The sequence below is a fragment of the Colwellia sp. M166 genome (assembly GCF_024585285.1).
In the GTDB taxonomy this organism is placed as follows: domain Bacteria; phylum Pseudomonadota; class Gammaproteobacteria; order Enterobacterales; family Alteromonadaceae; genus Cognaticolwellia.
Genome location: NZ_CP040755.1, coordinates 920,534 through 945,445, shown reverse-complemented (window position 1 = coordinate 945,445; position 24,912 = coordinate 920,534). Strand labels below are relative to the sequence as shown.

Below are 24,912 nucleotides of genomic sequence, written 5' to 3'. Positions count from 1 at the left end.
TTTAATCCTTAAACGGCAATTTTGAGTCTATTGAAATCACAAGTAAGTTGTTCTTAGGTTACACTTTTGTACGTTTTATAAAGCACTAAATTCAGGTTAAATTAAATTATCCTAATCATTTAAATACAATGTACCGTTTATTTTAATCTTTTTTAACCATTCCTCCGACATTGCCAATGCATTTTCTATTTCCTCAGGCGTTAGCTGCGGGTATAACTTTTGTTGAAACCATGAATATCTGTTATACATTTCATTATTTTGAGTAAACTCAAGAATTAATTGATTAAATGCATAAGATTTAACATAACCATTTCCACCGATGATTTGCGAGCGATTCATATTGGAAAGTTTTGCTAATGCCTTGATACTTCCATTTTGAGCCGCTTGCTCAATATATCTGACTTTCTGATCAATAAAATTATCACGCTTTCTAATGAAATCACTTCGTTCTAGTTCTTCGTATCCTTGAGACTTCATGAATAACTCAGGAGTGATGCTACCCATGATTTCCTGCGCTACTACGTATCCTCTATTTGATGCTATTTCTAAGTATTTAAAGAACTGATTACGTTGTTGTAGTTTAATGCCAAAGCAATACTTATATCTTTCCGTAATTCTATCAACTGCTATATCTGCATCGCTATATTCGTAAGCTTGTTCTAACTTCTTATCAAGTGCAATGTCATCGGCAGGAGCGTAATAACAATGCCTTAAATTCATAGCAATAATATAGTTTGCTTTACTATCTCCGTTTGCCGCGATAATAATTAGTTCTTCGAGATGATCTTTAAAATTTCCATCTAATTTCCAATCAGGTCTGTGCATGACGACCATTTGATCATTCTGTATTGGTCTTTCTCTAGAAGCATTACCATTTGGTTTCTTTGTAGGAATACCGTCTATTTCTTTAACTACTGATTTTAGTAGTGGAGTATTTTGAGTGTTAAGTTCAGCATTCAAGGAGTCTGAAACTGATTTACTATCTATATAATTGAGAAGGACAGTGGCAAAGCTAGCAATAAAAATTATAGATATAAGGTATAGGTTAATTCTACGTGGCGTCATGGGTCATCGTGTCCTTACAATCGTTCCGCAATTAAATTCTTGGAAAATTTTAATTGGTTTACTTTACAATAAATAAGCTTAAAACAATATAAAGTTACGTACAAAACTGTATGCGTATTGCATTATTTACTCCTTAGTAAAATTAGCACACTCGCGTCATATTGTCGGATTTCCTGCCATTAAGATAAAGTACCAATAACTGCTTTGGTGGCTTCAGAGCCAGTCAAACAATATTGGTGGGTTACTGACCCCTGCAAGCTCATTGAACTAAACCGCTCCCGCGGTAATGGTGCTCTTTTCTAGCTCTGTACCATATTCAAACTTCTGTATTCTTTTCTACTCTTAGCATTGAAGTATTCCGCCTCAATTTACTAGGAGTTTTCAATATGAACATTTCAACACATTTTGACCCCGCCCTTCGTCAACGTATTAACGAAGATATGAGTCTGCGCAAACTTGCCACGAAAACCCAAATATCTTACATTCGAGCCATCAACCGATTATGTGAATATTTGCAACACTCTCCTGAAAATATTACTCATGAAGAGTTACGCGAATTTCAGTTGTTTTTAGTCAATGATGGTAGTTCGGGTACAACCATTAATAGCATGATTTCTGGCTTGAAATTTTTATACCAGACCACTTTAGACAAACCACAAACGGTATCTAAATTAAGCTATATACCTGTGGCACGTAACTTACCTATTGTGCTTGCGTAATATCATGAAGCCGATCGGTCAATACTATTCAAGCCGATCACTTTTTTGTCTGCCAGTAGACCTTAGTAAAATCTAACTTGAGTGATCGCCATCAGTCAAGGAATTTAGTTTTTTTCGCATCGATTCGCCTTTTAATTCCAACTTTATTGCTCCGTGAACAAGCCGATCTAGGATCGCATCAGCATGTGTCGATTCTCCGATCATTTCATACCAATTTTCTATCGGTAATTGGCTGGCAATTAAGGTCGATTTTGTGTCATATCTCGCATCAATTAATTCCAGTAAATCACTGCGTTGTTGAGCTGTTAATGGCTCTAATCCCCAATCATCTAGGATCAGTAAATTGGCAGAGCTAAGCTTGTTGATCAGTTTTCGATAACTACCATCGGCTTGCGCTAAGAACATCTTTTCTAATAGCTCTTTAAGCCTAAAATAATAAACGCTACTCCCTTGTTGGCAGTGGTTTTGACCAAGAGCACAAGCGAGGTAAGTTTTGCCACACCCCGTTGCTCCCGTGATCAAAATGTTTTGGTGAAGGCGTAGCCATTCACCTTGTGCTAATGAACGGATCTGAGTTTTATCTAGTTGTCGTGCTGCGCCATAGTTGAGTTGAGCAAGCGTACCGCCAACTCTGAACTTTGCTTGTCGAGTTAGGCGGTCAATTTTACGCTGATCACGCTGAGTTATTTCATGGTCAAGCAATAAGCTTAGTCGCTCTTCGAAGCTTTGTTCAACGTAGAGATTGGGTTGCTCATATTGCTGCAATAGTGCATCACGTATACCGCTTAGCTTTAAGTTACTTAACTGGTTATTGACTTGTTGATTGATATTTTGCATAAGATTTCCTTTGGTTTGTTAGTTTTGATTAATGGTAATAGTTGTTGCCGCGGATATTTTTATGATCAATATCTTGTAGTAAATCACCTTGAGCTTGTGGCAAGGGTTGCTTATCCAAGCCCTTTTCTAAAATGTTTTTTACTTGTTTTACGCGAGTAACACCTGTGGCTAATGCGCGATGACAGGCTGCTTCAAGACGTTGGTCAGTAAACTTCTTACCTAGGCTTAATAACCCCATACAAGCACGGTAGCTTTGCTCTGGATGCTTTTTAGCTTGCATCAATTGCATAACAAACTGCTCCGTTGAACCACCGAACTTAGCTGCCCAACGTTCGAACCGTTGTGGTGACCATTGCTGCTGCTTTTGATGAGCTATTGGCATATGTAGATCAAGCGTGGTGTGTGCACCTTCTCGGTGTGATCTTGGGTGAACGGCTACTTGAACACCCTGATGGTAAAAGTGTCACCAGTTGACCTGTGGCATGGGCTTCAAGCTTTTGTTTGATCAAGGTATGAGGTACTGAGTAGTAGTGTTTTTCAACTTCGACATGATAATCAATATGCACGCTTACTTGTTTGACTAAGGTGTAACTGTAAGCCTGTGTGGGTAGTGGTTTGAGAGCAGGTTTATCAATGGATTCAAACTGACTGAGCCTTGAACCAGGGTGCTTCTTCATTTTCCGCTGGTTTAAGTCGACAAGCAGTTTTTGTATCTTTAGGTTTAATTGGCGCAAGCTAAAGAAGCTTTCATTGCGAAGCCGTGCCATTATCCAGCGTTCGACAATTTGCACACCCACTTCTGCTTTGGCTTTATCCTTGGGCTTATAAGGTCTAGCAGGCACAATGACCGTATCATAATGTGTCGCCAATTGTTGGTAGGTTGGATTTAAATCAGGCTCATATCGACAAGGTTTAGTTACCGCACTTTTTAAGTTGTCAGGGATTACCAGCTCTGGCACACCACCAAGAAACTCAAAACAGCGAGCATGACTCATCACCCAATCTTCTAGCTTTTGGCTATACGTTGCCTCCGCATACGTATAATTAGATGCGCCCATAACTGCGACAAACACTTGAGCTGTACGGTATTCACCTGTACTAGCATCAACAATATTCATAGTTGGGCCGCAGTAATCAACAAACAGTTTTTCACCTGCTTTATGGTTTTGTCGCATGGACGGTTTTTGACATTTAAGCCATGCCTTGTACTGTCGGCAGAAGTGGGTGTAACTGTAAAATCCTTCCTCGTGTCGCTCTTTGTATTCTTGCCAAAGCAGCAATAGCGTCATGGTTTTGGGTCGCAGCTCCTGCTGAACTAACAACCAGTCAGGAATACTAAAGCCTTTTAGTCGGGGCTTTGTTTTGAAGAATGCTCGTTGCAGAGAATGATCATCCCATTTTTCATCAAGCGGCCAGCAAGTGATACCTAACTCTGCTGATTTACAGGCATATTTAGAAACAATTGAAGGTGAAATAGATAAGCTGTTTGCTATCTTTCGATGACTGAGTTTACAGTCGTATTTTAGTCTTAAAATCTCTTTAAGTTTACGCATTGAAATAGGTGCCGTTGGCATGGTTATTCTCATCATCAAAAATGAAAAGAATAACGGTTAGAAACACCTACTGGATAGACAAAAATGAGTATAAATTGAACGATACCATTCAAGCCGATCACTCAATACCATTTTGACCAAAAAGTGATCTGCATCGATGGTATTGAGTGATCGCGATGGATAGTATTAAGTGATCGGCTTAGATGGTATTAGGTGATCGCGATGCATGAGAATATGCAGTGCTGAATCTTAAAGAAATGAAACGCTTCCTTGCCACTGCCGCACACCCAAAATATCATGCAGCATTCTCCGTAGCCTATGGCTCAGGGCTTCGCGTTAGCGAAGTCGTATCACTGAAAGTTAGTGATGTAGATAGTGAGCGTATGGTACTTCGTGTTGAACAAGGTAAAGGAAGAAAAGATAGATACGCTAAGTTATCTCCCGCCTTGCTTAAGCATTTATGACATTGGTGGTGTTTTGCCAATAAACACGGACAAATGTATCGTGAAGGTTGGTTGTTTCCAGGACTTGATCCCATTAACCATATGTCGGCTCGACAATTAAGTCGAATTTGTGTCAAAACAGCTAAACAAGCAGGTATTAGTAAAAAAGTATCAATGCATACTTTGTGTCATAGCTTTGCCACTCACTTACTTGAAGCCCATGTTGATATTCGCGTAATACTATATTACTTGGGCACGCTAAATTAGGAAATACTGCCTTATATGCTCAAGTCGCTACTAATTTATTGCAAGAAGTCATTAGCCATTAGATGCCTTAGAAAAGAAGGACAAGTCGTGAGTATTTATCATGACTCATCCTCAATTAGAGATAGCCGATATATTTCGTCATCATGGACAGCAATGGCGTGATATAAATCAAGGACATGTAGGCTTAAGCCAATTGAAAGTCATGTCAGCGATTGAAAACTGTCGAACGCAAGTGCTCGGTGGGCATATATTACGTTGTCAAGCATGTGAGCACATTCACATATATTACAATTCCTGCCGTAATCGTCATTGTCCTAAATGCCAAGCAAGCTCAGCAAAAATATGGCTTGAAGCCAGACAAGCACAACTGTTGCCTGTGGATTATTATCACTTGGTGTTCACCTTGCCCAAAGAGGTTGCTAACTTAGCGTATTACAACAAATCAGTGATGTATGGTTTATTGTTGAAAGTTGCAGCAGAAACATTACTGACGATTGGTGCTGATGTAAAACGTCTTGGGGCTAAACTTGGTGTGACATTTGTGCTGCATACATGGGGTTCTACGATGACTCATCACCCGCATGTACATGGTATTGTACCTGGAGGTGGATTATCTGCTGATGGCGAGCATTGGGTACCATGTAAATCAGGGTTCTTTCTTCCTGTTTGCGTACTATCACGATTATTTAGGCGTTTATATTTAGAAAAACTAGCTCAAGCATATCAGCAACATTCGCTGATGTTTTTCGGTAATGATGAACCGCTTGAAGATGAGGAATTGTTTGCTAAATGGCTTACGCCATTACGCAAAAAAGAATGGATTGTCTATGCTAAGCGTCCCTTTGCTGGGCCAAAAGCTGTATTTGCCTACTTGTCACGTTATACGCATAGGGTTGCCATATCTAATAGTCGTTTAGTTAAGAGTGATAGCAATAATGTAACATTTCGCTGTAAGCATTACCGTGCTAAAGCATCCAGATGATATCGTACTATGACACTAAGCAATGATGAGTTTATTCGAAGGTTTTTGCTACACACACTACCTTCAGGTTTTCATCGCATTCGTCACTATGGTTTGATCGCCAATACGGGCTGTAAAAAGAACTTGGTGAAGGCTCGACAATTGCTCAACGTGGTTGAAGTCATTCCTGAAACTAAGGGCTTACTTGAAGCTGCCCCTATTAAGCATGAGCAAGAGCCTGTTTTTGTTTGCCCTGAATGTGGCGGGCCAATGGTGATCAAAGAAATCTTAATCAGTCAGTTGAAGCCTCGCGTACCACCGATGAAACTTGTGAATTAATTGCCGTAACAAGACATTATATATTATCTAATACTTGATAAGGGATCACTCTGCCTAAAGCCCATAAATCGGCAGAAACCAGCTATACTCTAGCTATGATAAAATACGTAAAGGTGATTTATGCTCAATGAAATAGCTTATCAACCTTCGATGATCTCAGAATTATTTCACTTAACAACAAACCACGGTATAACAATCCCCATAGTAAGCATCTAGTTCCCGCGGTTTCCACAATGAAGCTTTGTTCGACACATGCCTGACAAGGATGGTGGGTGATTTTTTGGCTTGAGATTAGCGGCTGGTGACTAACAAACCTAAACAATGCGGTCGTTGACCCTTAATCATTTGAAGTGGGTATTAACACATAAGCTTGTAGTATCTTTTACATTCCAATTAAAATCATTTTCTACTCGATTCAATGAACTAACTTTCGGCAATAAACTTATCTTGGAACATGATTTTTAGCATGAACATCATGATAGTATCTACTGGTATATAAATTATAAACAGACTCTTACATATAAGCAGAGTAATATAATTTGCATAATAATTCGAATGGATAAGTTGACTCATTATGATTAAAAATTTATTTTCTTGCTGCTCAAGCATATTACTTCTAACAGCTTGCGTCTCTGTTAGCGAACCCTCTGTTGTTGCACCTGCAGATTTTGTAGAAAATGCTTTGCTGTATACTTTCAAAGAGCCAACGTGGCGTCTAACAGATGATGTTTATGAGCAGGCGCTTGGTAAGTATCATATTGTAAATGCAAATGTCAGCGGACAATCTACTGAATCTAGTGTTAAAGAGCGAGAAATATACCTAAACTATTTTCTTAACTGGGCTTTTTTAGGTGAAAGTTTACAAAAAGACGTTGAACGTTGGGATACAATGACACAACAACACTATTCTTTTCAGCTAGACGGTCAATATGACGGACAGTATTCATCTTCTTGTGAAGTTTTAATTGGTGGGGCGACTGAGCATGAAAAGAAAAGCAACGTTGAAATGAACATTACATATCAATCAAAGTTACTTTGTAAAATAGTTAATAATGATAAAACTTGGAATTTGCTAATTGAAAAGTTAGCTGATCGTAGCAGAACAGCAAAACTTTGGCAGGCTGATAACACTTACAATATTGAATTTTCGAAACAAGAACTTAATGTTTTTGATAATGATGTTAATTTGCAGCATAAGAAACCTTTATGGCTATTAAATGAACGTGTTTCGGGGGTTTTTATATATGAGTCAAACAAGCTTATAGCAATAAATTCTCTAGTCGGAAAACCAAAGATTTGGCTACTTAATAGGTTGAATGAACAAGAAAGGGCGTTGTTATTATCGATAAATTATGCAATTTCAATGTACGATTGGTTAACAGATGACTTTCAGTAACTACTCATTAATTATTCATAATATCCTGAACATGATTAATATTAAAAAAGGCTCTAATCAATTAGAGCCTTTTGTTATTAATTGCGTTTTTTCTTCACAGGACTTGTCGGTTTTCTGTCATTAAATTGATTGTCAGAAAAACGTGTTAAGCCTTGTTTTGCTTTATCGCCAGGTTTCGCTTTTTTAGCCGTTACTGGCTTTTTACCATAACGCTTTTCTTGACCAGGAGAAGTTTTATTACCCAGCGCGTTATTTTTACCTTTGCCATTATTTTTATAATGCACTTGCGCGGTTTCGTTTCTGCTCTCGTTCGGCACTAAACAACCCGGCTGGCTACCAATAAGCTTTCTCGCTAAGCCCATTTTTTTCAATGCCTCACGAATAATGCCCCAGTTAGCCGGATCATGATAACGCAATATCGCTTTATGCAAACGACGTTGAATTGTTCCTTTTGGTACTGCCACGGTCGCACTGTCTTTCTTAACATTACGCAATGAGTCAATTTCTGTGTGATACAGCGTAGTGGCATTGGCTAATGGTGACGGATAAAAGTTTTGCACTTGATCGAGCTTAAAGTCATTTTCTTTTAACCACAGTGCCAAATTAACCATGTCTAAATCGGTAGTCCCTGGATGCGCGGAGATGAAGTAGGGGATCAAATACTGCTTTTTACCAGCAAGTTTTGAGTAATGATCAAACATTTCTTTAAACTTGTTATAGCTGCCCATACCTGGCTTCATCATTTTATTTAATGGCCCTTCTTCGGTATGTTCAGGGGCAATTTTTAAATAGCCGCCCACATGATGAGTTGCTAATTCTTTAACATATTCAGGGGATTCAATCGCTAAATCATATCTGACGCCTGAAGCAATCAGTATCTTCTTAATACCTGGGATTTTTCGCGCTCTGCGGTATAGGTTAATGGTTGGCGTATGGTCAGTATCTAAATGGCCACAAATAGTTGGCCAAACACATGACGGCTTACGACAAGTTGCTTCCGCTTTTTCACTTTTACAATTCAATTTGTACATGTTGGCAGTAGGTCCGCCAAGATCGGAAATAACGCCGGTAAAACCAGGTACTTTTAATTTGATATCTTCAATCTCAGCGATAATTGAATCTTCACTACGACTTTGAATGATACGTCCTTCATGCTCAGTAATAGAGCAGAACGTACAACCACCAAAACAACCACGCATAATATTGATAGAGGTTTTGATCATGTCATAGGCAGGAATTTTAGCATTGCCATAACTTGGATGCGGCACACGTTGATACGGTAAACCAAATACACCGTCCATTTCTGCTTCAGATAGCGGCGTTGCTGGCGGATTTAACCAAATTAAGCGGCTGCCATGCTTTTGCACTAATGGCTTTGCTGATGTCGGATTTACTTCTTGATGAAAAATACGCGAAGCATGAGCATAAAGGGTTTTGTTGTCTCTAACTTGCTCAAATGTTGGCAAGTTAATATAAGTAGTTTCCCATGGCTTTTTCTTATCTGACCATGATTTATTTTTGTGCGCTGTCGCACGAAACTCACTTAATTGAATAGGTTGCGCAGTTTTCGTAATATCTTTCTCAGCGGCATTTTTTATCATGGTATCAGCAGCATTCACGGCTGCATCGGCAGATGTTGTGGCGCAATCAGGCGAGGTCATATCTTGATATGGGCTGTAAATAGGGTCAATTTTGCCCGGTTTATCAATACTGCGAGAGTCTATGCCTTTCCAGCCGGGTAATACTTGATTGGCTAAAAATGCGCTACCACGTACATCGGTAATGTTTTTAACCTCGTCGCCATTGGCGATACGATGGGCAATTTCAATTAATGGACGCTCGGCATTACCGTAAATTAATAGATCCGCTTTTGAGTCAAATAATACAGATTGACGCACTTTATCAGACCAATAATCATAATGAGCAACTCGGCGCAAACTTGCTTCGATACCACCAATAATAATAGGTACGCCTTTGTAGGCTTCTTTACATTTTTGGGTATAAGCGGTAACAGCACGATCGGGACGTTTGCCACCTTCATCATTAGGTGTGTAGGCATCATCATGGCGCATACGGCGTTCAGCGGTGTAGCGATTGATCATCGAGTCCATGTTGCCAGCAGTGACACCAAAAAATAAATTGGGTTTACCTAACTGCATGAAAGCGTCTTTCGTTTTCCAATCAGGTTGAGCAATTATGCCGACGCGAAAGCCTTGTGACTCAAGCATACGGCCAATAACCGCCATGCCAAAGCTTGGATGATCAACATAGGCATCGCCAGTAACTAGAATAATATCGCAACTATCCCAGCCTAGTACGTCCATTTCTTGACGAGACATCGGTAAAAATGGCGCCGTTCCATAGCACTCCGCCCAATACTTTGGGTAATCGAATAGTTTTGGAGTTACTTTTTGTGTTGACGCTAAATTCATACAATACCTAAAATTAATTTCTGCAATAGTGACACTTTTGAAACTGTGCACTTGTAAAGTCATAACGAACTATTTATCAAGCAGTAAATACTTCAGTGATAAATGTCACATCGATTCGGCGCGCGATTATAGCAGAATTAAAAGCTAAGCCCAAACATGCTTGATGCTATTTAAAAAATATAACTGCTGCTAGCGATACATGCGTCATGATATTCATCGTATAAAATTCGTTATTGGTCGCGTTAAATAACACGGGCATTGAAAACTTATCAATAGCTTAGTATAACTAGGCTTAAGTATCGTGCTTAATCGCATGATTATTAACATCGAATGGATCAGCTGTCGCTAAGTACTAACACATTAGTTTGCTTGCTCTAAACGCTGTTAACAATATTTATGTCATTTAGACAATTATATAAAGCCACTCATATAAGTAAAATAAGTTAATAAATTATGAAATTACAATTAATTGCCGCCGCTATTAGTTTTTCTTTAGTTGCCTGTGTATCAACAGAACAAAAGCAAGTTGCATTAGAAAGTGATGCCCATGCTGCCAATGAAGTTGCGACTACACAAGCCATCGGACAAACAAACTCTACAACCATAACCTTAGAAAAAATCATGTCTGATCCTGACTGGTTTGGACGCTCTCCAGAGTCATGGTATTGGGGTGATGACAGCGCCACTATTTTTTATCAGCAAAAACGTCAAGGTAATCCATTACGAGATTTAGTGCAAAAAAACATCAGCAGACAAGGTAATGGTGAGTTAGTGAAACTGGCACAAATGCATGTTGTTGCCGATCGGGATGCCATATTAAATAGTGCTGGTACGCATGAAGTTTATACTTTTGAAGGTAATGTCTTTGTTAAAGAGCTTGCTAGCCAAAAAGTGCAACAGCTAACGTACACATCAGCCGTTGAGTCATCAGCGATGTTTCTAACTAATGGCAATATTGCTTATCGTGTTGATAATGTTTTTTATGCACATGATATGAGTAGCCAAAAAATTATTGAGTTGGCGAACTTAAAAATGACTGACGGCGAAAAGTCGAGAGCAGAAAGCTCAAGCTATATTGCAACTGAGCAGCATGAGTTGATTGAATATATCGCCTTACAGAAGCGTAATAAAGACTTGCGTGCCGAGCAAAAACGTCAATTACGGGTAAATAATAGCACCGTTACTCAAACCAATTTTTATCTAGGTAAAGACAACCGTGTTGTACATGCCAGCTTGTCACCTACCGGTGATAAATTAGTGGTGAGTGTAGCGCCTGAAAAATCGGCGCGTAATGACAGCGACATTATGCCAAATTATATTGCTGGCGATGGTCAAATAAAAGCACAAAAGGCACGTCCTCGCGTTGCGGATAACCGTCAATATGCTGAGCAACTTTATATTTTAGATTTAAGCCAAGGTACAAAAGCTTTATTAAGTTATGACAGCCTACCTGGTTTTGACGACGATGTACTGGCTAGTGTGCGCAAAGAAAACTATGCGCGTGAAGGCAAAGAATATAAATCAAAAAAATCAGCGCGTAATATCCATGTTATACAAGCTCGGGAGCCGATCCAATGGCAAGACAATGGCGATCAAGTCGCTATTATGCTCGAAGCATGGGATAACAAAGACCGTTGGATAGCTAGCGTTGATTTTGACCAGAAAGCGCTCGTATCACAACATCGTTTACATGACGATGCATGGATAAACTACACTTTCAATGAGTTAGGTTGGTTAGATAATGCAGATAGCTTATATTATCTTTCAGAAGAAAGTGGTTACGCACATTTATATGTAAAACCATTAACGGGCAAAGCTAAAGCGTTAACATCAGGTAACTTTGAGGTTAATGATCTAACGGTATCTGCCGATGAAAAAAGTATTTACTTCAAAGCCAATAAAAAGCATCCGGGCATTTACGAAATTTATAAAGTTGATGTCGATTCAGCTCAGGTCACTGCGTTAACTAATTTAGGTGGTATGAATGATTATGCCTTGAGCCCTGATGAGTCAAAGTTACTCATTCAACATTCTGAAATTACCATGCCACCAGAGTTATATGTGAAAGACATTACTAACAATGTAGAGGCCATTCAATTAACGCATACAGTTTCAGAAGCGTTTTTAGCGATGCCTTGGTCAGCACCTAATGTAGTTGCCATCGCATCGTCACATCAAGAGCAGCCAATTTATTCAAAAGTATATTTGCCAAAAGGTTATGACCAAAATACGAATAAAAATAAAGCCGTGATGTTTAGCCACGGTGCTGGTTACTTGCAAAACTCACATCTGGGTTGGTCAGGTTACTTTCGTGAATACATGTTCCACAGCATGTTAGTACAACAAGGCTATGTGGTTATTGATATGGATTACCGTGCATCGAAAGGCTATGGACGTGATTGGCGCACAGCCATTTATCGTCATATGGGTAAACCAGAAGTACAAGATATGCGTGATGGCGTAAATTGGTTAGTTGAAAATGCCAATGTTGATGCCAAGCGTGTGGGTACTTATGGTGGCTCTTACGGTGGCTTTTTAACGTTAATGTCGATGTTTACCGCACCTGATTTATTTCAATCAGGTTCGGCATTACGCTTAGTATCTGATTGGGCTTATTATAATCATGGTTATACTGCTAATATTTTGAATATGCCGGGTGATGACCCTATTGCTTATGAGCGCAGTTCACCAATTTACTTTGCTGAAGGCTTAGAGAAACCGTTGTTAATTAATGCACCTATGGTTGACGATAATGTCTTCTTCCAAGATACCGTGCGTTTGGTTCAGCGCTTAATTGAATTGGAAAAACAAGACTTTGAAACAGCTATTTACCCAGTAGAGCCGCATGGTTTTGTGCAACCAAGCTCTTGGTTAAATGAATACCGGAGAATTTATAAGTTATTTGAAAATACCCTATAAAACTAGTGATTTAGCCCCTAGTCGTATTTAATAGACTTGGTATAAATGTCAAAGGCCTCATGGTGAGTAACTACAGAGGCCTTTTTTATGAATGATTATTCAATACTGATCATTTTGCTTTTCCATTGGTTCCATATTGCTTCGTAAGTACCGTCTTTATAAAGGCTATGCAATTTTGTGGCTAAGTGTTTAATGATTTTATCATCTGTTTGTCGACTGCAGGCGAAGAAGAAATCTAGCGGTAAGCCCTTAATCTCATGTATTTTTTGTAATTTATCTACACTTACACCGGCTAATTCTGCTCGAAAATTAACAGTGGTATCGTCGGCAACAATTAAGTCAATTTCAGGTCGAGTAATAAGGATATTAATTAAAGATTTTGCATCATCTAACACATACAGATGTTTACCTTCAATAAAACCACGCTCAACTAAGCCGGTATGAGCAATATCGTTACGGTTAACAGCTATGGTATATTTTTTTGCATCTTCGAGGTTATTAACCACTATTTTTTGGTCTTTTAGCCCCCACATCGCAGTATTGTTAACTTTTGATATTGGACCTACCCATTTAAATAGTGCTTCTCTTGACTTCAATCGTGCGATTGAAAATATACAGTGATTAGCTTTAATTTGGGCTAATTTATAGGAACGAACCCACGGATAGCTTTTTAATGAATAGGTGTAATTGCTACGAGCCATGGTTTCTTTAATGATGTCTACCGCAAAACCCGATGATTTTTTGTTTTTATTTTCAATTTGATATGGTGGTAGATGTTCTGTAACTAAATGTATGACTGGGACATTGTTAGTGTCAGCTGAAGTCGTGCCAGTGAATATTATCATCGCAAGAGATAATAGTTTTTTAAGTTGATATGTTACGTTACTCTGATGTTGCGTGGTGATGGCGAGAGTTTTTTTATCTTGTTGCAATTTGATTTCCTTATTTAAAGCTAATTCCATTTATGGCTAGTAATACCCATTTTACTAAGTTTCTTCTGACTCAGTGAAATTTAAAAAGTTTAGCGGCACAGGTTCACCGTTCCAGGCTGAACCTAAGTACATCCATGTAGGCAAGGTATTGGTTGAAGATAATGGTTATTCTCGGCAACTGCTCCTGCGTTGCTCTAATGACTCACATCCCTGTGAGAACCTTATCAAAATCAACAACACGGCCTGTAAGACTTTAAAATCACCCTTGGGAAGCTTACCAGCGTTTCGATAATTTCCTTTATATAGAATACTATATTGACAAAATGATTGTTGTTCTCAAAACGCTGATAAGCGCTGAGTGGGAACAAACTTAATAGACTTGGTATAATATACTTTTACAGTTTGTTAATTTTTTAGAGGCTGTTGATCTTGCACTTTATCACCGCTCTGTTGCACTTGAAAAAGTTGGCAATCGAGGCAGTTCATATTATGTTTGCTTGCCCCAAATGCATATTAAGCACAGCTTACCGCGTCCCGCTCACGCTAAGTACCTATGTCCTGTAGCCAATAAAGATTGACGCTTGTTCAAGGCAACTCAAGGAAGTATGGTTGATTTTCAACCTAACATCGCACACTTTTCGCCTTGTTATCTCAAAAGTTAGCTAATAGCAGAGACTAAAATGAACATCAACAGCCCCTAGTACACTAAATAATCATATACAACTGACGTGATAATGCCAAATATTAGCAATATAATGATATTAAATGTACTTTAAACGAATACAATGCAACAGCATCTGTTTTCTTGATGAAAAGGGCTCATGATGAATTTATACAAGTTACTGGCTCAAGCTTTTATAAAACTATAACAATTTACGAGGTAAATAATGGATAACATGTATGGCATGCTCAGCTATTTAGAAAAACTTTCCGCACTATTTATATTGTTGTTAGGGGTAGGTTTTTTGGCGATAATTTATATGTATATCGTTGATAAAACACAAAACAAGCATGCAATACGCCGTAATTATCCGGTGATTGGTCGCTTTAGGTATTTATTTGAAAAACAAGGTGAGTTTTTTAGACAATACTTTTTCGCTATGGATCGTGAAGAGTTGCCATTCAATAGAGCTGAGCGGAGTTGGGTTTATCGAGCGGCAAAAGATGTTGAACGTACTGTTGCTTTTGGCTCAACCAGAAACCTAGAGCCGACGGGCACTATCATGTTTATGAACTGTGCCTTTCCAACACTAGAAGAAGATGCTGTGCCTCCGAGCAGCATTACTTATGGCCCTTATTGTCGAGAGCCTTATACCAGCGAGTCATTATTTAATATTTCTGCCATGAGTTTTGGTGCTTTGTCGGCAACGGCGGTAAAAGCTTTGTCAAATGGCGCTGCTAAAGCAGGATGCTGGATGAACACGGGAGAGGGCGGTATTAGTGAATATCATTTAGCCAGCGGTGCAGATCTTGTTTTCCAAATAGGTACGGCTAAATATGGTGTTAGGGATGAGCACGGGCAGTTATGCGATAAAATGTTGGTAACATTAGCGGCTAAGTCACAAATTAAAATGTTTGAAATTAAATTGTCTCAAGGTGCTAAACCCGGCAAAGGGGGGATTTTACCGGGTAAAAAGGTCACCGCAGAAATTGCTAGAATACGAGGTATAATGCCAGGTGTAGATTCAATCAGTCCAAATGCTCACCCTGATATCAAGTCAGTGCAGGATATATTGGTTATGGTGAATCGGGTGCGTGAGGTCACAGGTAAGCCAGTTGGCTTTAAAGCGGTTATTGGAGAATCTCTTTGGTTAAGAGCATTACTTGAAGAGATCAACCTCCAAGGAGCTGAATTTGCACCAGACTTTATTACTATCGACAGCGCTGATGGTGGTACAGGAGCCGCACCACAACCGTTAATGGATTATGTCGGTTTGCCGTTAAAAGAAAGTTTACCGTTGGTGGTTAATTTACTAGCTGAATATGGTTTACGTGATCGCATCCGAGTCATTTGTGCCGGCAAATTAATCACGCCATCGAAAGTTGCTTGGGCGCTTGCTATGGGGGCCGATGCGGTAAACTCAGCAAGGGGGTTTATGTTTGCCTTGGGTTGTATTCAAGCAATGCAGTGTAATAAGGATACTTGTCCTACTGGTATTACTACCCATAACATCAAATTACAACGAGGCTTAGATCCGATAGATAAAGCAGAGCGAGTAGCTAACTATCATAAATATATTCAATATGGTGTTGGACTATTAGCGCATTCATGTGGTGTTAGGCATGCGAGAAAGTTGGATCGTCACCATATTCGTATTATTCAAGATAACGGTTTATCTATTGCTCTTGATAAATTACACCCTTATGATCAAACGGATAATTAAGCCGATTAAACTGTCTCCTTTGCTACTTGTTTATTATTAACATGTAAACTCAAGAATGCTAATAAGCCACCTATAGCACCATATAAATGGGCGTCGGTGGCAACACTTGCGCCAATAAGTAACTCGACATCTGCGCTGGCGCCATGAATTTGCTCATGCGCAATTTTTAAAACAACGCCAATAAATAATAAATAGCCCGTCTTCTCTTTATGTTTTATGTCCATAAGGGCACCCCAAACAAAAAAGCCATGTAGAACACCAGATAAACCGACATACAAGGCAATATCTAATGACATCCAATGAATACCAAGGCTGCAGATAACGGCACTGGTGATAAAAATAATGGCATAGTTTTTATAATGATAATATTGACCATGCAATGCCCATAACAGTACTACCGCTGCCGCATTAAGCATAAAATGATTAGCATTTGAATGAAAAAAATGGCCAGTAATTAAGCGCCAAACCTCACCAGCATCGACTAAGCTGCGATTATAAATGAGTGTATCAGAAATTTGAGCATCAAGGATAAACGCGATAAAAGCGATAACTAAGATGAACAAAGGACCAAGGCTATGAGTTGCCTGTATGGGTAAAGGTTTTAATTGCAGCATGTATTGGTGGGCTTATTCGCTGTTAATATAAATATTTGATGTTACTGAGCACTTTAGCAGTTGAATGCTGCTTTAGAAACCATAGTTTAGAGGGAATTTTCTAGATAACTTAACTTGGGTAATTTAACTTGGGTAATTTAAGTAAAGTCACTTAATAAAGAAGTGATAGTTTTATTAAACGCTAGCTTTAAAAGCAGTTCAATAGCACTGTAGCAACTGAGAAATACCAAATATTGATATTTAGTCGCTTGGCGAGTGATAAACTATTGCTCTTATGTGTATATGATACCAATGCTACTAAGTTCCTTCCCACTCAGTGAAGTTTAAAAGCTTTAGCGGCACAGGTTAACAGTTCCAGACTGAAGCTAAGTACCTACATCCATGCAGGCAAGGCATTGGTTGAAGATAATGGTTATTCTCGACAACTGCTCCTGCGTTGTTCTAATGACTCACATCCCTGTGAGCACCTTATTGACTCAATAACACGGCCTGTAAGCCTTTTAAAATCACCCTTGGGGAGCTTACTAGTGGTTCGATAATCGCCTTACTATAGAATAACTATATTCACAAAATAATCGTTGTTCTCAAAACGCTGGTAAGCGCTGAGTGGGAAGAAACTTAATCGACTTGGTATGAGCAATATTTTTTAGGAGTATACTTGATTGCGGCCTCGTTCTTTTGAGATATAAAGTAAGTTATCTACCCGTTGGAACAAGTCGGTTATTGAATCTCCTTGTTGATACTGTCCGACACCAAAGCTGCAGGTAACTAATATGTCCGATGTTACTTGATGTTGATTGATAATGACACGGAGCTTCTCGCTGGTTATATGGGCTTGTTGTTGAGACTGTTCAGGAAAAATAATAACAAACTCATCGCCTCCCCAACGGGCAAGTAAGTCAACATCTCTAATATTACTGTCCACTAACTGACAAATATTACATAGAATAGCATCACCGACTTTATGACCATATTTATCATTAATTTCTTTGAATTTATCAATATCGAAAATAGCTAAGGTCAGCGGGTGGTGGTAGCGATTAGCACGCATTATTTCTTTATGTAATGCGGTTTCAAAAAGTTTACGGTTAGCAACCTTAGTTAAAGGGTCTATGTTTGAGCTTGACTCTATTTCAATAATTTTTCTTTCCAACTGGGCATTTCTTTCTGTTAATTCATGGGTTTTTTGCTCAATAACTTTTGCCAATGTCAAATTACCATCTTGCAATAGCACATTTTGTTTGTTCAGTTCATGTTGAGTAATAATTTGTTGATGAATGTTATGATGTGCGCCAATCATACGTGCAACACTACCATCTGGGTTCCTGTCGATAATAGTGCCTCGATCCATAATCCATAGGTAACTCCCGTCTGATTTCTTACAGCGGTACTCGACTTCGTAAAGATTAATCTCACCTGATATGTAGCACTCAAACTGATGCATAACCCTTGGGTAATCTTCAGGGTGGATAATATTTTCCCAAGTAAAAACGTCTGCTTTAAAAGCGGCAATATCGTAACCTAACATACGGTACCACCCTGGACTACGGGTAACACTTCCTGTTTTGCCATTCCAGTCCCAGACGCCTTCTACAATGACATCTAAGATATAATTCAGCGTGTTATCTGAATCGGTGACATTATGGTGTTGATAGGTTTTATGCACAACTACTCCTCATTAAACCTTATTTTATTGCCTGATAAACTATTAATTAAGTGGCTATTGATCAAAGTCACTTAATTAACTAATAGTGTTGATTGATAGATTGAATTAGCAACAACGAAGTCCAAGATACAATATAGTAGAGCAGTCATATAACGGCCATTACACAACATTACATAAGGTTACAGGGTAAATGAAATGGGTTAAATATAAGAAAATATTATAAAAGTAATGTGACAAACAGCTTAAATTTGCTGAGAAAATTTCGTAAACTTAACGATTATAAATTCTGTTATTTGAAATCAATGTCTAGAGCCTTATGTCTACAATGCCAACGACCAGAAAAAGCCTGTATTTGTGCTTTTGCTGTTAATGTTGCTAACCACATCGATGTCCTTGTCTTGCAACACCCCAGCGAAGTAAAACAAAGCAAAGGTACGGTGACTTTGTTACAGCAATCATTGTCTAGTTGTGAAGTCATTGTTGGTGAAGACTTTTCGCAATGCCAACTATTAACCGAGCGTTTGGCATATTATGGTGACAAAATAGCATTGCTATATCCGAGTGAGCAGGCATTAGAATTAAGCACGCAATCAGCTGAACTTGTTAAAAACAAACTCAGTGATATAAAATGTCTCATCATACTTGATGGTACATGGAAGAAAGCCTACCGTATATTTATGTTAAATCCTTGTTTACATAAAATAAAACACATTATTTTACCTCAAGGTATTGCCAGCCTTTATCAGATTAGAAAAACTAAAAAAAATAATGCACTCTCATCATTAGAAGCATGTTGTCATGCTTTAATATATCTAGAAAATAAAGCAGAAAACTATCAAGCCTTGCTCGATAGTTTTGTTAAGTTTAATCAATTTCAACAATCATTTAGTAAACGTGTTTAGCGATTAACTCACCGGCCCAAAGGCATTTAATTTTTATGTACATTAGGTCATACTAATGTGGTTTTAGCTTATCTCAAATTTTCTATTAAGGAATATCATGTCAAATCCAGCCATTAAAGGGCTAATATCTTTGCTCCTGCTCTCTAGCAGTGTCTTAATTGCAGCAGAGCCAGCTCAAAAGCGAGAAGATCGCGAACCAGAAGCGGCAACGGGTGTGGTTAAAAAGCAAACCATTGTTACCCAACATGCCATGGTAGCTACAGCAAATCCTTATGCAAGTGATGTAGGATATAAAATCCTCAAACAAGGTGGCAGTGCAATCGATGCAGCAATTGCTGTGCAGTTGGTATTAACCTTAGTTGAACCACAATCATCAGGTATTGGTGGTGGTGCTTTTATGTTGCATTGGGATAAAAAAAATCAGCAATTAACCACATTTGACGGTAGAGAAACTGCACCAGCTGCAGCAACTACGGATATGTTTTTAGATGAAAATGGTAAAGTTATCTCTTGGATAGATGCGGTTGTTGGCGGGCGATCTGTGGGCGTTCCAGGTGTTTTAGCCGGGCTTAAAAAGGCCCATGATAAATATGGCAAGCTGGCATGGGGAATGTTGTTTGCAGATGCCATTAAACTAGCTGAAGATGGTTTTATTGTTTCGCCACGGCTTGAAAAACTTGTCGCGATGGAGTTTAACCCTGGAATTACTAAATTGCCGACGATTAAAGGCTACTTTTTTCCAAATGGTATGCCAATAAAGGCAGGGCAATTGTTAAAAAACAAAAAGCTAGCAGCGGTGTATCGCAGTATCGCTGCTGAGGGGCTTGAGGTTTTTTATCAAGGCTGGATAGCGAAAAAAATTGTCGCTGCAGTGCAAAATTCACCCATTGCACCGGGGCGTTTAACATTAAGCGATATGAAAAGTTATCAAGCTAAAGAACAATCTGCAATTTGTGGTTCTTATCGACAATATCAAGTGTGTGGTATGGCGCCGCCAAGCTCTGGTGGTTTGGCTATTATTCAAATACTTGGTCAACTTGAACGCTTTGATATGGCAAAATTGTCGATGGATGATGCTAAGTTCGCACACTTATTTAGTCAAAGTTCACGCTTAGCGTTCGCAGACCGTAATCGTTATGTTGCCGATAGCAGTTTTGTTAATGTGCCGACAAAAGGGTTGATTGATAAACAGTATATGGCGCAGCGCTCAGCATTAATTAAACTTGATATAGACATGGGAACAGCTGTTGCTGGTCTGCCAACCGGAGCAGTAGCGCAAGCCGATGACAATGCTTTTGAATTGCCGTCAACCAGTCATATTTCTATTGTAGATCAAGAGGGTAATGCAATATCTATGACCACAAGTGTCGAAATGGGCTTTGGCTCTGCACTGATGGTTGAAGGCTTTATTCTCAACAATCAATTAACTGATTTTTCTCTTGATCCGAAAAGAAATGGACAGTGGGTTGCTAATCGATTAGAGCCAGGTAAGCGACCACGTAGCTCTATGGCGCCGATGATGGTATTTAATCAAGACGACTCGCTAAAGCTGGTTGTTGGTTCTCCAGGAGGCAGCCGTATTATTAATTACGTAGCGCAAACCATGATTGCAATTTTAGATTGGCAACTTGATCCACAATCAGCGATTAATCTGCCGCATCTGACTAATCGTAACCTAGTTACCACCTTAGAAAAAGGTACGGAGTTAGTGCAGCTTAAACCTGCATTAGAGGCTAAAGGACACAAAGTAATAGTGCGAGACTTAAATAGTGGCATTCAAGCGATTGAAATATCTGATGGTTATTTAAGAGGTGGTGCTGATCCTCGTCGTGAAGGTAAGGCGATTGGCTATTAACTGCTGAATTATTAATGATTTAAAGCATAAATTGCTAAATGTGCAGCTAAAAAACGGCGTCAATATTGACGCCGTTTTTAGTTATTTAAATAATATCAATGGTACTAATACCAATTCTAATAACTATATTCACAAAATGATCGTTGTTCTCAAAATGCTGGTAAGCGCTGAGTGAGAACAAACTGAATAAACTTGGTATAACTATGACAGTTTAAAAAGGGTCTTTTAAGATCTTATCGATAACCCATTTATTGTCTATTTGAATTAATGATAGTCGTTTAACATCTTTTAAATGATCGTCGTGGTAGTAACCATCGAAAAAAACGGTAATAACCGCTGCATTTTTAAATTGCTCCCTAACTTTTACACCACTATCATCTGGTTTTATCTCAACCTTATCGTACGACATATTGAATAAATGCCTTGCAACCGCTTTTGTTGATTTATAGTGTAAAATAATACGTGATAACCGAGGGCTACATACGGAGGCTGCTTTTTCAATATTTTTTTCATTATACAATGCATTAAAGAATTCAATTGCGACAACTTCGGGGTTGTCGACATCGTTAATTTTGTTTTTGTCTTCTTCACCACAAGCAGTTAGTAACAGCAAGAGGCTTAAGGTGATAAATTTTAAATAATTCATATGCTAATAGTTAAGTATGTGAAGTTAATCTCATGTTACCTCAAAGGTTGTGGGCAATGCTAGAGGTTGGTTATGATTCTCGGTGATTTATGATGCTATTTTTAAATGCTAGTCAAAGTGGGATAACTTGAATGTCGCTGTTTTATATGTTTTTTTTGTTTTTCGATGTTATTGGATGGATGCAAAACATGAAGGGGAACGAAGGATACGTGATTAACAAAAAAGGCATGACCTTTTGAGTAAGTCATGCCTTTTATCATCGAGCTAACATTAGTGCTAACTCAGTATTTACTTTGCGGTGCTAATTATTGTGCAAGTTCTTCATCGGTAAATGAATCAGAAAACAATGCACTTGAAAGGTAGCGTTCAGCAGAGCTAGGGAGAATAACAACAATATTCTTACCAGCATTCTCTGGTCTTTCTGCAATACGCTTAGCGGCAACAACAGCGGCGCCGGATGAAATACCGGCAAGAATACCTTCTTCTTTCATTAAGCGGTGTGCCATAGCCATAGAATCATCATTTGATACTTGTTCAACTGCATCAACAATTGAAAGGTCTAAGTTACCAGGAATAAAGCCGGCGCCAATACCTTGAATTTTATGAGGACCAGGCTTTAATTCTTGACCGGCCATTGCTTGTGTAATAACTGGAGAATCAGTCGGCTCAACCGCTACGGATATGATCTTATGTTTGGCAACACTTTTAAGGTATCGACTTGTACCCGTAATCGTACCACCCGTACCAACACCGGCAACGAAGAAATCAACCTGACCTTTGGTGTCTTTCCAAATTTCAGGTCCAGTGGTTTTTTCGTGAATTTCAGGGTTAGCAGGATTATCAAATTGGCCAAGTAGTACTACGTTTTCTGGATCAGCATCTTTAATTTCTTGTGCTTTAGCGATAGCACCGCCCATGCCTTTAGCACCATCGGTTAATACCAATTTAGCACCTAAGGCGATCAGGAGTTTTCTACGCTCTAAGCTCATCGTGTTTGGCATGGTTAAAGTGATTTCATAACCACGAGCGGCAGCAACAAACGCCAAAGCAATACCGGTATTTCCACTGGTTGGTTCAACAATAGATTTACCCGCAGTAAGTAAACCTTTCTTCTCGGCATCCCAAATCATATTGGCACCGATGCGACACTTAACACTAAAGCTTGGGTTACGTGCTTCTATTTTTGCGTAGATATTGGCCGTATTTTCACCAGTAACAATGCGGTTAAGTTTAACGAGTGGTGTATTACCAATTGCTGTTGAGTTATCTTCGAATATAGTAGACATTTTTTAATCCTGTTTCATCGTATTAAGCGAGTGTGTCATACAGATGTATTAATTATTTACATGGGTTAACCGCTGAGTTTTTCAGTTTAATAGCTTACTGACTTATCATTTTATAGCAGAGACTACAATGAAAGAACAGCAAAGCTAAGTTAACACTTTGCCATTAGATTAACGCTTTATGGCAGAAAAAGAAGTGATATTTTGATCTCTTATATGCGAAAAAGGAATAGATATCGAATTAATGGTATTTAAATCAAATGTTTTTGTTGGTAAATGCTCAATTGAAAACTATTTCTGGGCACCATTAAAAGGTTTGAAGTGTAAGCAGATGATTGATATTGTTAAATTTATCACAATTTCGTGATAGCTAAAGATTCGTGATAAAGGAACGACAGTGACCGATAATGTAAATGCTGGCTTTAAGAAAATAAGTGCAACAGCGAGTAATGAAAATTGCTCTACAGCGGCAGAAAGTAGCGCGCAAGTGTTATCTGCTGAAGAAACTCGTGAAACATTAACGCCATTTGCTTTTAAAATTGATCAGTCATTATTTGGTATTGCTCTTGCTGTGCCTTGGCGTCGTGGGGCTGCACTGTTAATTGATCTATGTTTAGTGGCTATATTAAGCGGTGCCCCGGGTGAATTGCTGGCTGTATTAGTTGCTATTACATTATTTAAACTTGGCAGTAAGCAGCGTGCAGCCAAGTTTGGCAAAAAGCCGGGATTGAGAAAAACACTGCTTCGTCTCACGGGTGCTTTTATTGTCTTCGTTGTATTAATTGATACATTACCTAACATCTTCTCCCAAATGAATGACTTTAATAACCAAGTTGAGCGCGCTGGACAGCAACCAGACACAGTTTTAAGCCCGTCAAATAAAATAAAAAATAATCGTGATGAGCAAGGGTTTATCAAAGGTACTTTATCGGTTGCGGCAACTGTTGCTATCGCGCAGAGTGAATGTGATGAATATGCATGTTGGCAACAATTAACGGCTGATTTACTACTAGCTTATGTTGGACAATCACCAACAGCACAGCAAGCAGAGCAGTTTATCGCATTATTGATTGCTAATGTTACAGAGCAAGACAGCTTAAGTCGCTTGCATCTTGAGCAATTAAGCACAGAGCTTAGACAATTGTATATAACCACCGGTGCCCAGCAAAAAAATCAAACGACTACTGATGCCTCTGATCTTGTCCGTGAGATTAACGACAACAGTACTATAAATCAAAATACAGTCGATAAAATAGCTGAATTAAGTACTTTAGACACTGATATTGAGCACGAAAAGAGCAAAGGTAACTCAAGTAACGAGGTTGTTTATAAAGGTTTTGCTTGGCTACAAGGTTTGATTGAAGATCTCGGCATAGGTTTTGGTTGGGCTGCTTTCTATTTTACAATGTTTACGGCGATTTGGCATGGCCAAACACCGGGTAAAAAGTTATTCCATATTCGTGTCATTCAATTAGATGGCACGCCTTTATCTATCTGGGACAGTTTTGGACGTTATGGTGGCTATGGCGCGGGTATTGCCACAGGTTTACTCGGCTTTGCACAAATTTATTGGGATCCTAACCGACAAGCCATCCATGATAAAATATCCGCTACTATTGTGGTAAATGATAATGATACCAGATGAGATAATGGCCTAATAAAACATGCTAATACCACTAGCAATCCATAGTTGTTGATT

General features: G+C 38.8%; 17 protein-coding genes and 2 pseudogenes. 10 read left to right on the top strand and 9 right to left on the bottom strand.

The window, feature by feature from the left end:
• Positions 1-111: 111 nt before the first annotated feature.
• Positions 112-1,065, bottom strand: a complete 954-nt coding sequence (locus tag FGD67_RS04320; protein WP_257173849.1) for a hypothetical protein — start codon at positions 1,063-1,065, stop codon at positions 112-114.
• Positions 1,066-1,451: 386 nt separating this feature from the next.
• On the opposite strand from FGD67_RS04320, the gene FGD67_RS04315 reads away from it, so the two are divergent.
• A complete protein-coding gene (locus FGD67_RS04315; RefSeq protein WP_257173848.1) occupies positions 1,452-1,784 on the top strand; it encodes a site-specific integrase in 333 nt (110 codons plus the stop codon).
• A gap of 72 nt (positions 1,785-1,856) precedes the next feature.
• On the opposite strand, the gene istB is transcribed toward FGD67_RS04315, so the two are convergent.
• Both istB and istA read right to left on the bottom strand, forming a co-directional pair.
• Positions 1,857-2,621 (bottom strand): IS21-like element ISShfr5 family helper ATPase IstB, encoded by a 765-nt coding sequence (gene istB, locus FGD67_RS04310; RefSeq protein ID WP_257172029.1) that lies wholly within the window; start codon positions 2,619-2,621, stop codon positions 1,857-1,859.
• Between the two features lie 28 nt (positions 2,622-2,649).
• A pseudogene (gene istA, locus FGD67_RS04305) lies at positions 2,650-4,195 on the bottom strand (IS21 family transposase).
• A gap of 218 nt (positions 4,196-4,413) precedes the next feature.
• Here istA and FGD67_RS04300 point away from each other — a divergent pair.
• The 4 genes and pseudogenes from FGD67_RS04300 (at position 4,414) to FGD67_RS04285 (ending at position 7,580) form a co-directional block, all read left to right on the top strand.
• Complete coding sequence (locus tag FGD67_RS04300) at positions 4,414-4,638, top strand: tyrosine-type recombinase/integrase (protein ID WP_257173847.1); 225 nt, start codon at positions 4,414-4,416, stop codon at positions 4,636-4,638.
• Positions 4,639-4,671: 33 nt separating this feature from the next.
• Positions 4,672-4,884: a tyrosine-type recombinase/integrase gene (locus tag FGD67_RS04295; protein WP_257173846.1), complete on the top strand. Its 213-nt coding sequence runs from the start codon at positions 4,672-4,674 to the stop codon at positions 4,882-4,884.
• 100 nt (positions 4,885-4,984) lie between these two features.
• Positions 4,985-6,184, top strand: a pseudogene (locus FGD67_RS04290) (IS91 family transposase).
• 574 nt (positions 6,185-6,758) lie between these two features.
• Entirely contained in the window at positions 6,759-7,580 is an 822-nt protein-coding gene (locus FGD67_RS04285) for a hypothetical protein (RefSeq protein WP_257173845.1), read from the top strand.
• A 77-nt stretch (positions 7,581-7,657) separates the two neighbouring features.
• Here the strand turns inward: FGD67_RS04285 and FGD67_RS04280 are convergent, their stop codons facing one another.
• Entirely contained in the window at positions 7,658-10,012 is a 2,355-nt protein-coding gene (locus tag FGD67_RS04280) for a YgiQ family radical SAM protein (RefSeq protein WP_257173844.1), read from the bottom strand.
• 453 nt (positions 10,013-10,465) lie between these two features.
• On the opposite strand from FGD67_RS04280, the gene FGD67_RS04275 reads away from it, so the two are divergent.
• A complete protein-coding gene (locus tag FGD67_RS04275; RefSeq protein ID WP_257173843.1) occupies positions 10,466-12,931 on the top strand; it encodes a prolyl oligopeptidase family serine peptidase in 2,466 nt (821 codons plus the stop codon).
• A gap of 95 nt (positions 12,932-13,026) precedes the next feature.
• Here the strand turns inward: FGD67_RS04275 and FGD67_RS04270 are convergent, their stop codons facing one another.
• On the bottom strand, positions 13,027-13,863 hold the full coding sequence (locus FGD67_RS04270; RefSeq protein WP_257173842.1) for an ABC transporter substrate-binding protein: 837 nt from the start codon (positions 13,861-13,863) through the stop codon (positions 13,027-13,029).
• Between the two features lie 887 nt (positions 13,864-14,750).
• On the opposite strand from FGD67_RS04270, the gene FGD67_RS04265 reads away from it, so the two are divergent.
• Entirely contained in the window at positions 14,751-16,247 is a 1,497-nt protein-coding gene (locus FGD67_RS04265) for an FMN-binding glutamate synthase family protein (protein WP_257173841.1), read from the top strand.
• Positions 16,248-16,252: 5 nt separating this feature from the next.
• Here the strand turns inward: FGD67_RS04265 and rrtA are convergent, their stop codons facing one another.
• A complete protein-coding gene (gene rrtA / locus FGD67_RS04260) occupies positions 16,253-16,861 on the bottom strand; it encodes a rhombosortase (protein ID WP_257173840.1) in 609 nt (202 codons plus the stop codon).
• A gap of 646 nt (positions 16,862-17,507) precedes the next feature.
• Positions 17,508-18,527 carry a sensor domain-containing diguanylate cyclase gene (locus tag FGD67_RS04255; protein WP_257173839.1) on the bottom strand — a complete coding sequence of 340 codons (1,020 nt, stop codon included), beginning with the start codon at positions 18,525-18,527 and terminating at the stop codon, positions 17,508-17,510.
• Positions 18,528-18,829: 302 nt separating this feature from the next.
• On the opposite strand from FGD67_RS04255, the gene FGD67_RS04250 reads away from it, so the two are divergent.
• Together FGD67_RS04250 and ggt are read left to right on the top strand one after the other, a co-directional pair.
• Positions 18,830-19,429, top strand: a complete 600-nt coding sequence (locus FGD67_RS04250) for a tRNA-uridine aminocarboxypropyltransferase (RefSeq protein WP_257173838.1) — start codon at positions 18,830-18,832, stop codon at positions 19,427-19,429.
• 97 nt (positions 19,430-19,526) lie between these two features.
• On the top strand, positions 19,527-21,284 hold the full coding sequence (gene ggt / locus FGD67_RS04245) for a gamma-glutamyltransferase (RefSeq protein WP_257173837.1): 1,758 nt from the start codon (positions 19,527-19,529) through the stop codon (positions 21,282-21,284).
• A gap of 211 nt (positions 21,285-21,495) precedes the next feature.
• Here the strand turns inward: ggt and FGD67_RS04240 are convergent, their stop codons facing one another.
• Both FGD67_RS04240 and cysK read right to left on the bottom strand, forming a co-directional pair.
• Entirely contained in the window at positions 21,496-21,930 is a 435-nt protein-coding gene (locus FGD67_RS04240; protein ID WP_257173836.1) for a hypothetical protein, read from the bottom strand.
• Between the two features lie 305 nt (positions 21,931-22,235).
• Entirely contained in the window at positions 22,236-23,216 is a 981-nt protein-coding gene (gene cysK / locus FGD67_RS04235) for a cysteine synthase A (RefSeq protein WP_257173835.1), read from the bottom strand.
• 394 nt (positions 23,217-23,610) lie between these two features.
• On the opposite strand from cysK, the gene FGD67_RS04230 reads away from it, so the two are divergent.
• Entirely contained in the window at positions 23,611-24,858 is a 1,248-nt protein-coding gene (locus FGD67_RS04230) for an RDD family protein (protein ID WP_257173834.1), read from the top strand.
• Positions 24,859-24,912 lie beyond the last annotated feature (54 nt).